Source organism: Chitinophaga dinghuensis (assembly GCF_003259435.1).
Taxonomy (GTDB): Bacteria; Bacteroidota; Bacteroidia; order Chitinophagales; family Chitinophagaceae; genus Chitinophaga; species Chitinophaga dinghuensis.
On the sequence record NZ_QLMA01000008.1, the window covers coordinates 146,480 to 157,518 of the forward strand.

The following is an 11,039-nucleotide window of genomic DNA, read 5'->3' on the forward strand; positions in this document are numbered from 1 at the left end:
AATGGACACCCGAGAAATAATCAGGCAGAAAATATATCATCTCCAACATATTGCCAATCAGGTACCTGTGACCCATGATGCGCTTTCTCAAGGCCGGCTATGTCTGGCCCTGAGTTCCTTCTATTGCGGCAGATATCTACAGGATGAAACATGGAGCGCTGCCGGCCATCAACTACTGGAAGAAATCTTCACCAATATTCAAACAGGTACACAAAATGATTTCACAACACAATCGTTCCTCACTGGGATGACCGGATTAACTTCCGTTGTCAATCACCTTACCAAACACGGTTTCGTTGAATTTGATCTGAGCAGCCTGGCCGATATTGACGCCACTATATTTCAATGGGCTGAACTACAGCTTGACAGCGACAATCTTGATTTCTTTTACGGTCCGATGGGCGCAATCGCCTATTTTAGTCAGCGACTTCCAGATCCGGCGATTCAACCTTTCCTGGAAACGCTACTGCGCAAGCTGCAAGAAAAAAGTGCTGCCAATAATGACAGTTATCTCCTGATAAATAAATTTTACAACAAAAGAGCAGAGCAAGATGAAGGACAGGTACACTTTGGAATTGCACATGGCGTTTCTTCCATGCTGCTGGTATTCCTCGACCTGGTGAAAATGGGATATATCATACCGCTGCACTCCACCATCAATGAGATCATTTCTCTCAACCGGCAATATTGTCGGTCTGAACACCATGCCTTCTTAGGATCTTTCAATCACCACAAGGATGAAATCCTTTATCAGGGCAGAGTGGGCTGGTGCTTTAGTGAATTAAACACCTTGCATGTTTTGTTAAAAGCAGGACATATCCTTCAGGCGCCTGCCTACCAAAATTTCGCTTATGAGAAACTCGAAAATATTGTAGGCAAGAATACTATTGCCGCTACTCGTGCAGATGAACCTTTTCTGTGTCACGGCGCTTGCGGCATCAGCCAATATTATGCATACCTCCACCAGTTAACCGGGCATGCCGCCTTCCTGGATGCTCATCAACAGTGGACACAACACACCTTACAGCAACTGGAAAATATTCCGGACGATTACTGGACAAGTCATGCATACGAATTAAAGCACCATGCGCACTCGTTGCTATCCGGTATCCCAGGCATTATTCTTTCCTTATTAACCGCATATAACCCAAAGGCCAATAACTGGAGTGAATTGATATTGTTGAACTAGCATTATTATGGAACTATTAGACCGCTTTTTTATACGAATTCCTCAAAACAAATTCCCTACTACAGCGGATGCTGTAAACGTAGATGATTTCATCCATCAGCATGATTTCATTAACAGTTTACAAGTAGCCAACCCTGCTCTGTATGAAATGATGGCAGCCTATAAAAAAGGGAATTTAAAGGATGCCAGGAAAGTGCAGAAGCTTAAAAAGTCGTTACACAATTATATGCTGAGAACGGCTACAAAGTCGACCCCATACGGACTTTTCACCACCATCGCTCATGGCAGCTGGCAGGAAGAAACCACTAATACTTATTACACTCCTGCTCAAAAGAATATTATTGCCAATCTGGATGCGGAAGTGATACAGGCCATTGTAAACAAATTATTGCAGCACCAAAATATCAGCAGACAGCTACGCTATTTTTCGAATAATACATTGTATCAAAACAACGGAAAATACAGATACTACGAACGCTCCCAGCAGGGCGGTCAGAGCATATATAAGTTGTCGTCCGTAGATGATTCCGAGATACTGACGGATATACTCCTGGTAGCAGCAAATGGCGCGACCATCACAACTATTATCCAAGATACCATCCTGCATCAATACCCGCTTACTGATGCCGTTGAATTTATAGAAAGCCTGATCCAGGAACAGTTACTGGTATCGGAGCTCAATCTGACATTGTCTGGGACGCCTAATCTGGACAGGATTATTGCCATTCTCACTGCTATTCCTGTTGCGGATCATCTTATAACGGCAATGGTGGATTGGTTGCACCAAATGAAAGCAGCACTGGCACATTTGGAAAATGCTGCACCGGCAGACTTTAACACCTGTTATTCCAACATAAAAGAATTACTGCAGCAACAGGAGATTCCCGTCAGGAAGGTGTTTCTGCAGGCAGAGGCATTTGCAAATGAACAGTTTGAGTTACCCTCCGCTATAGGCGCTTCGTTATTAGCTGCAGTTGATCTGTTGGGCATGCTGAATCCGAATTTCTACATTCCTTCCCTGGCGGAGTCGAAGCGGAAATTTCTGGAAAAATTCGAGAGCCAGGCGATTCCTTTGCTAACGATGTTTGACCCGGAATGTGGTATACAGCCTGATGAGACGGCGGCACAGATTGAAAACGCTTTGCTGTCTAAGGATATACTAGTGATGCTGCATAAAAAAAATAGCGGCAGTAATAGCACTGTAGATGAAGCCAAGGATTTGATTAGAAAGAAAGTCTGGCAGGCCTGGGCAACACAAAAGTATACGGTGAATTTGGCGATGAGCGATTTTGCCGGATTCAAAAAACATGTACACCGCTTATCGGTTACCGGGCAAATCATTTTTACCATTGAAGATTTCCGGGAGGGACTTATTTCTTTATATACAGTGGGAAACAGTTCTGGCGGGAACCTCATTTCCAGGTTTTATCAGGGCTGCGATGCCGTTACGGAGGCTTTGAAAACAATAGATGACTATGAATCCTCTGTTTATAAGGACTGCATTGTGGCGGAGGTGATTCATCTTCCTGACACAAGAATGGCCAATATCTCCTTCCGGCCAGTATTTCGCCAAAATGAGATTCCCGTTTACACACAGGCAGGAGCTGACCCCGATCAGGTGATCAGGTTACAGGATCTCTGGGTAACGATGGTGAACGATCAATTTATCCTGTTCTCTAAAAAGCATAAAAAGCGGGTTATTCCGTACATCACCAACGCACTCAATTACAATAAAAATACTATCGCACTTTTTCAATTCCTGGGGGATCTGCAATTTCAACACATAACGCCCCGGCAGGAATTACATCTGGATTTTCCATATGCCAGCTTTATTCCGAGGATACAGCTAGGACAGGTAATCCTGCAAAAAGCCAGTTGGAACATGGCTTCCAGTGATTTTATTGTATTGGGAGACACGTGTCTCTCTACAGAAATTATTTCCTCCTTCAGACGCCAATGGCAATTTCCTGAAAGGGTGGAATACAGCATTGATCAGGAGAAAGGGTTGCTTCATTGGACAGATCCGGTGTCTGTAGCTGATTTTCTACAAATAGTTCAGCAACATCCCAACGTGCCGGTTCATCTTACAGAAATGGTTTTTAATCCGGAAGCCGGATGGATCACGGATAAAGACGGGAACGCCTTTAATGCGGAATGCATTGCGATGTATAAAAATACCGGCAGGCAGGAAACTACTGTTGATGTAGCGCCCCTGTTGGCGGCGACCACTGTCCATCCCACTATCAGGACCAAATTCAAACCGGGAGATGACTGGTTATATATAAAATTATATTACAACCTGCCTGTTAATGAGAAATTATTAAAAAGACAACTACCGCACTGTATTCATCACCTACAGCTGGAAAAGAAGATCGTACGCTTTTTCTTCTTATGGTATAAAGATCCGGAGCCTCATTTAAGATTAAGGCTTAAATGTCGCCGTAATGCTGATAAAATGGCGATTCTCCATCGGATTAGAGAGCTCTTTCCCCATCTGGAAGAAAACGATTCTTTATGGAGAATTGAGCTGGACACTTATACCAGGGAAAGCCTGAGATATGGCCCGGTCATGATACGGGATGCGGAAATATTCTTTGAGATCGACAGCATGTATTTACTGCATCTGTTCCGGTTATTGAAAACCAATAATCGGGTAGAACTTCCATTTATCGCTTTAAAGAATATCGACGCGATGTTGGAAGGGCTCTCCTATTCCCTGGAGGAAAAGTTTCAGTTGCTGAAACGAATACGTAGCGCTTATGAAGCAGAGTTTAAGGTGATGGAAGTAGCAGGATTAAGAAAAGGGCTGGATGCCATTGAACAGCAAAACAGGCAGATGGTAGAAAACCTGATGCAGGAGCAACCTGGACTTTTTGAAAGTTTATCAGAAGAAGAATGTTATTACAATAGGGTTGCTGAGTATAAGTCGGCCGTACGGCGTTTTCACGAGAAATTCAAAGCAAAAACCAGGAGCACTGGGGATTTACATACCATCGTGAGCAGTCTGATTCATATGCACTTCATCCGATTATTCCCCTTTAAGCCAAGAGAGAATGAACTACTGGTGTATAGTCTGCTCTACAATTATTACAAAAAATGCTTGTATAAAGCTAATCAGCAAACCAACGCTATAAATGTCGCTAACTGAATTTCATGATGGGTGCGTTCAAAACATATCGGCAATTGGATAAGATGGACTGTGGTCCAACTTGTTTGAAGATGATTGCCAAATATTATGGCAGGGAATACTCTTTGCAGCAGATTAGAGAATATTGCTTTATAACGAGAGAAGGCGTTAATTTAAAGGGCATCAGTGAGGGGGCAGAGAAGTTAGGGTTCAGAACCTATGGCGCCAAATTAACTACCGAACACTTGATGAATGAGGTCAAGCCTCCTTGTATATTGCATTGGAACCAGGAACATTTTGTGGTGCTGCCACCACAACCCAAACGCGTTTCCAGGAAGAAGAAGATCCTGATTGCCGATCCTGCAAGTGGACTGATACAGCTCTCTCAGGACCAGTTTGAAAAATCCTGGATTGGCAGCCGGGAAATGGGCATCGCTTTAATTTTTGAAGCCACCAATAACTTATTTGAAGCGGAAGCAAACACGGAGCAAAAGCCAGGCTTAAAATTCCTTTTAAGTTATACCAAACCTTTTAAAAGATACCTGGTACAGATATTCCTGGGGATGCTGGTAGGCAGTATGTTATCCCTGGTTTTTCCATTTTTAACGCAAAACCTGGTGGATCTGGGGGTAAACGGAAGGAATATAAACTTCGTATACCTGATCCTGTTTGGTCAGCTGGCGCTTTTCCTGGGATCTACTGCCATCGAGATTATCCGCAGCTGGTTGCTGTTGCATATGAGCGCACGGATTAATGTGTCTATCATATCCGACTTCCTCATTAAATTGATGAAGCTGCCCATTAAATTCTTCGATGCCAAGTTGATTGGCGATATCTCCCAACGCATCAACGATCACACCAGAATAGAACAATTCTTAACCGGTACTTCTCTCAACACGCTGTTTTCCATGATTAACTTCGTGGTATTCGCGGTCGTGTTGGGGATATACAGCATTCCTATTCTCCTGGTTTTTCTTTTTGCCACTGCTTTGTCGGTCATCTGGATACTTGTTTTCATGAAGAAAAACAAGGCGCTGGACTATGAACGATTTAAGCACCTGGCGAATAATCAAAGTAAGCTGATAGAGATCATAACGGGCATGCGCGATATTAAGCTGAATAATGGCGAATCCAGTAATCGCTGGGAATGGGAACGTATTCAGGCGCAGCTATTCAAGGTGAGCGTTAAAAGTTTGAGTCTCAGCCAGGTTCAAAATGTAGGGTCTTATTTCTTTGTGCAGCTGAAAAGTATTTTCATTTCGTTTCTGGCCGCCAAAGAAGTGATTGATGGCAAGATTTCCCTCGGTATGATGCTCAGTATCACTTTTGTGATCGGACAGATGAACGGTCCTATCAATCAGTTATTTCAGTTCCTGAAAAACTACCAGGACGCCAAAATAAGCCTGGAGCGACTCAGTGAAATACATACTATTCCCAATGAAGAGCAGCTGCAGCAGGAGACGTTATTCCCTGAAGTAGACCAGGATAATGCCCTCTCTCCCGCTATTGAAATAAAAAATGTGAGCTTCCGGTATTCCGGGCCGTCTTCACCGTGGGTGATCAAGGACCTCTCGCTCACCATTCCATATGGGAAAGTTACCGCCATTGTAGGCTCCAGCGGTAGTGGAAAAACTACGTTGATGAAATTACTGCTGAAGTTCTATGAGCCTACTGCTGGTGAAATTCATATAGATGGTATTGATGCGGCAAAAATATCTACCAAATGGTGGCGTAATAAATGCGGTGTGGTACTCACAGACGGATTTATTTTCTCCAATACCGTAGAGCGAAATATTGCAGTAGAGGGAGATGTGAACCAGGAGCGACTGCATCGTTCTATTGAAATAGCGAATATCAGGACTTTCGTGGATAATCTTCCCCTGGGCGTACATACCAAACTAGGGGCCGCCGGCAATGGTATCAGCTCAGGGCAAAGGCAACGCATACTCATTGCCAGAGCGATCTACAAAAATCCAAAGTTTATTTTCCTGGATGAAGCCACCAACACACTGGACGCCAATAACGAAAAAACAATTATGAAAAACCTCCACCAATTCTTTCAAAACAAGACGGTGGTCATTATAGCGCACCGACTCAGTACCGTAAAGCATGCAGATCAGATCATTGTACTGGAAGATGGAAAAATTGCGGAGGTGGGCAATCATGATGCGTTATCAGCGAGGAAGGGAAAATATTATGAACTGGTAAAGAATCAACTGGAACTTGGTCAATAATATGCAAAACAACTTTGAACATATCGCTTCTCAACAGCCGGATTATTACGATGATGTAAACGAAGATATCATTGGCAGACCACCCCGGAAAATCCTGTTATGGGCCAATCTCATTATTGGCGCAATATTCCTTTGCTTCTTTGTTGCCAGTATTTTCATCAAATCGCCTTATAAAATTAATAGTCCGGTGGATATCTTCTATTCCAAACAACCGGTGAATATTGATGGCGCTTCCAGTAGCAGCGATATTTCTTTATTAGTGAAAGATAATGCCACCATTCGTAAAGGGATGCCAATAGCTAACTTAGACAGGGACATCAGTTATACTAGCCTACTACAGTTGAAATCCAGCTTGATGTCTGGCGACTTTTCACAAGTGATTCCTGATAGTCTGGGTAAATTCGGTACTGCCTATACACGCCTTCGCTCCATGCATCCTGCCCATTTGCAGGCTGCGGAGAAAGACAGTCTCCTTGCCAGTATATCCGCTTGGGAAAAGCATTACCTGATATGCAGTCCTGTTGCTGGCAGAATTGCCTTTAATACGGTCTATGATAATCCATCATCCAATTCTGGTCATTTAGGAAGGATTTTGCCTGAAAATGGCACTTTTACTGCATATTCCTGGATTACGCAGCATGATTTAACGAAAATCAAAGTGGGACAGAAAGTACAAATAAAGCTGGATCAATTTCCTGTGGAAGAATATGGATATATACTGGGCAGTGTGGAGGCGAAGTTAAATGGGAAGAAAGACAATTTATATTTGATCCGTATTTCCTTGCTGAATGGTTTAGTGACAGATAAAGGGCTAAAAATTGACACCACCTATCAATTACAAGGGCATGGAGAGATCATTGTGTATGAGAAAAGCTTGCTCAATACGTTCATAGGAAAAAACCGGATTTTTTAATTTTCATCCTGCATAAAATGCTCGACCTGCTTACAGATGAATTTGGGGCGCTAGCCGAAGAATTGCTGGAAAACTGCCGGCAGCAAGGTATCATCATGGTGCCTTATGAAAAGCTGCGCACGCCTGCAGTGCAGGCCAATCACTGGAAAGCCGGACGGAGCGCGGCCGATATCCATGATACCCGGAAGCGTTTACTACAGCAGGATTGTCAATTTCTGCTGGAATGCATTGATAAGGCCACGCCGCAGCAACGCCATCAGTCACTGACGAATGCTTTGCCTGGATGTTCCTGGCATCAATGGGGAGAAGCGATGGATTGCTATTGGTCGCTTAATGGCCGTGACATATGGGATATTGCCTATCTGGATGCGGATAACAGGAATGGTTACAAAGTATATGCAACGGAAGCACGAAAGCTGGGATTGGAAGCGGGCTATTTCTGGGACAGTATTCAGGATGGTGTACATGTTCAGTTAAGGAAAGAGGCCTCTCCGCTGGTCTGCTATTCCCTGAAAATGATCAATGACGTAATGGAAGAATATTTCTCCTAATCTACAAACTAATGTATCATGGCGCCTATGCATCCTATCCCGGTATTTGCTATTAACCTGAAGAAAAGGCCAGAGCGTAAAGCACATACCATTGCTGAATTTACCGGCAGAGATGAGTTTCAACTGCAGGTAGTAGAAGCCATTGAAGAAACGAATGGCAGAATGGGATTATGGAAGACCATACGACAGGTGGTAAGTCATATGAAAGCCATGGATATGGCGTATGGAATTATTTGTGAAGACGACCATTACTTTACAGACGATTACTCCACTGCGTTATTGTTGGATACCATTCAGCAATGCCAGCTACTACAAGCCGATGCCCTTCTGGGTGGGGTTAGCTGGTTTCAAGGCTTCGTTCCTGTAACAGAAAATCTATGTTGGACAGAGCGGTTTACCGGATTACAATTTTGTGTGGTATTCCATAAATTCTTTGATCAAATTTTGGACGCCGTTTTTTCAGAACGAGATGCCGCTGATTTAAAGTTTTGGGAGCTATCCGAAAAAATATTCCTTTTGCATCCTTTTATTTCCAAACAAAAGGAGTTTGGCTATTCAGATACTACGGAAAGAAATAATGAAGCGGGCGTTGTGACACGGCATTTTGACCGGATTTCTGCGGAGATTGCCAGTATTGCTTCCATAAGTGCCTACTATCAAGATATAGTAAAAACGCAGCCGTCGGGGAGACAACCCTCTTTCGAATTGCCCGTGCTCACCATAGCCGCGCTTTCAGCAACTGCCGCTATGGAAGAATATCCTGCATATATCAGGAATCTGAATACTATTGGCGCGGCGGCGCCATTGTCTGCATTGCATCAGTATATACAGCAGGCCGTTCAGCTGGAACTGGATTTTTTTATCATTGCAAGAGAAAGATTTAGTTTACTGACCACATCTGAATTAGCGTATTTAATGACGAATATCAGAGGGGCGATGGAGGATGGAGCGGATTGTTTGTGTATTGGATGTGACGACTTTGGCCAATCGTTCCCTATTACCAGCCATCGTTTTTGGGTAAGTTCATTCTCACGGTCTTCCCTATTGGTGATATTCCCTTCCTTCTATCCGACTATGCTGCAAATCGCAGAAAATATTACGCCGGAAAACCTGGATTATCTTTTGTCCAAACAGACGATCTATAAAATGCTGTTGGCGCCTATGTCTCCCGGAAAAGAGGACAGAAAAGGAGCCGCCAGGATACAGGTCATACAACGAGCCTATGATCAACTAGTTGTTTTTAAAGAAAAAATATCCCACCGATGAAAGTACTGGCATCTCTGTTTCGAAAGATTATTCATCAACGGATTCCTTCCCGACTGCAATTCAACTACCAGGAGATCAGTTTTCGTTTTCCCCGAAAGGTAACAATGCGGGGAATCAGTTTTTCTTTTGGTGGGAAACATGTGAATATGGACCAAGTGGAGATAACCGTCAATAATCCGCTATTATTACTGCTGGCGAGGAAGCGGTTCCTCATTGTAAGTGTAAAATGCGGGATAGCGGATGTATTACAGCAACCGTCTCAACAAGCGACAGCTGCAGATCCGCAGCCTGCGCATCTCCCGAAAAAAAATTATATTAGATTCATTCATATCTATTTAAATCGATTTTTTCAGCAATCTACAGTTATTGCATTTCAGCGTATCACCTGGAAACATTTTGTGTTGCAGGATGTGGTATTTAGTGCGCAGCAGGTACAGTTTAACTTTCAGTTTAGGAGTGAAAAGATGCAGTTTCGGGGTGAGCTGACTCCATCGGATAATGAGATCAGTATAAAAGGACATGCAGCGATTCAAGGCAGCAGGCTGAATGTGGAAAGTATAGATATTACGGGCCGCGTAACTCATAGTAATGAGGAGCTGTTAATACATTATTCGCTGGATGGAAAGTCCTTCTTATGCAATACCCGTAAGATCTCACCAATCCCAGTATCTGTTGCAGGTTTTCAAGTGACGGATCAAATAAAAATCAATCAGACTACTGTAGAGAATGATATGGATATAGCGATTGGCGATATGCCTTTCAAAATAGCTAATACGCTGACCTATGACCTGTCCAAAGTGTTAAATATCGTTGTTGCTACCCGGCTGGACAAACATACGATGGCCTGGCTCTTCCCTTATCTGGTCACCGATATTAAAAGTATACAGAGTGAGGGCGGGATCACCATCATTACTAATCTGGGTCTGAATTTAGACAATGTATTCGGGCATAAATTTGATGTGTTTGTGCAGGACTATGACTTCATGGCAAGCGATCTGACGGTTTTAAAATTGGACCAGTTAAACTATCCTTTCACGCAGATGGCTTATAAAGATGGACTGGCTGTCAGAAAGCTGCGTGTAAAAAATGGATACTTTGATAAATATGAAAATACAGACGGGTACCAACTGTTAAGAAGGATTATTGTATTCTGCGAGGATCGGGCATTCTTACAGCATAAAGGGGTAGCTCCTTATTTCATTGGTAAGGCCATCGTGACTAATATAAAAGAGAAAAAATTCTCTCGTGGTGGCAGCACGATTACAATGCAAGTGATCAGGAACCTGTTCCTTTCAGCGGATAAATCTTTGATAAGAAAAGTGGAGGAGGTTGTACTCAGCTTGCTATTGGAAAATCATGCGGGTATTTCCAAATCTCGTATACTGGATATCTATCTACAGATTGTAGAGTTGGGGCCTAATATTTATGGCGTAAAAGAAGGTGCGAATTATTATTTCGGGAAGCAGTTGCATGAGCTAAATCTTGTCGATTGTGTTGTATTGACTTATATTTTACCCCGCCCGGTTTTCTTTAATGACGCGTTGTTGATCCGATCCAGTCAGTTACAAAAGAACTTATCGACCTATTGCAGGAATGTGTCTCTTTTTTTGAAAGAGTATGGCATTCTTACGGACGAGACGTATGACAGTTTGTTGAGAGAGGTGGTATTTTCTAAGAGATGGGATAATTATACCATCACATTTGGTAAGTAGCGCAATGATAAATAAAAAGCGCTAAAACATAAAAATCCTGGCTAAAA

The 11,039-nt window shown here is 43.0% G+C and carries 7 protein-coding genes; all 7 read left to right on the forward strand.

Annotated elements, in window-relative coordinates; all coding sequences use genetic code 11:
• Window position 1 precedes the first annotated feature (1 nt).
• From CLV59_RS22440 to CLV59_RS22470, 7 genes are read left to right on the forward strand one after another with little or no spacing between them, the layout of a single operon-like run.
• Window positions 2-1,189, forward strand: coding sequence for a lanthionine synthetase LanC family protein (locus CLV59_RS22440; protein ID WP_111594326.1), 1,188 nt, complete (start codon window positions 2-4; stop codon window positions 1,187-1,189).
• 7 nt (window positions 1,190-1,196) lie between these two features.
• Complete coding sequence (locus CLV59_RS22445) at window positions 1,197-4,337, forward strand: lantibiotic dehydratase (protein ID WP_111594327.1); 3,141 nt, start codon at window positions 1,197-1,199, stop codon at window positions 4,335-4,337.
• An 8-nt stretch (window positions 4,338-4,345) separates the two neighbouring features.
• Complete coding sequence (locus tag CLV59_RS22450; protein ID WP_211324021.1) at window positions 4,346-6,550, forward strand: peptidase domain-containing ABC transporter; 2,205 nt, start codon at window positions 4,346-4,348, stop codon at window positions 6,548-6,550.
• Window position 6,551: 1 nt separating this feature from the next.
• Window positions 6,552-7,463 carry an HlyD family efflux transporter periplasmic adaptor subunit gene (locus CLV59_RS22455; protein ID WP_111594329.1) on the forward strand — a complete coding sequence of 304 codons (912 nt, stop codon included), beginning with the start codon at window positions 6,552-6,554 and terminating at the stop codon, window positions 7,461-7,463.
• Window positions 7,464-7,480: 17 nt separating this feature from the next.
• On the forward strand, window positions 7,481-8,014 hold the full coding sequence (locus CLV59_RS22460; protein WP_111594330.1) for a M15 family metallopeptidase: 534 nt from the start codon (window positions 7,481-7,483) through the stop codon (window positions 8,012-8,014).
• Between the two features lie 18 nt (window positions 8,015-8,032).
• The gene (locus CLV59_RS22465; protein WP_111594331.1) at window positions 8,033-9,280 is read left to right on the forward strand and encodes a glycosyltransferase family 25 protein; all 1,248 of its coding nucleotides are present in this window, start codon (window positions 8,033-8,035) and stop codon (window positions 9,278-9,280) included.
• Window positions 9,277-10,992 (forward strand): biosynthetic peptidoglycan transglycosylase, encoded by a 1,716-nt coding sequence (locus CLV59_RS22470; RefSeq protein ID WP_111594332.1) that lies wholly within the window; start codon window positions 9,277-9,279, stop codon window positions 10,990-10,992. The genes CLV59_RS22465 and CLV59_RS22470 overlap by 4 nt, the downstream gene beginning before the upstream one ends.
• Window positions 10,993-11,039 lie beyond the last annotated feature (47 nt).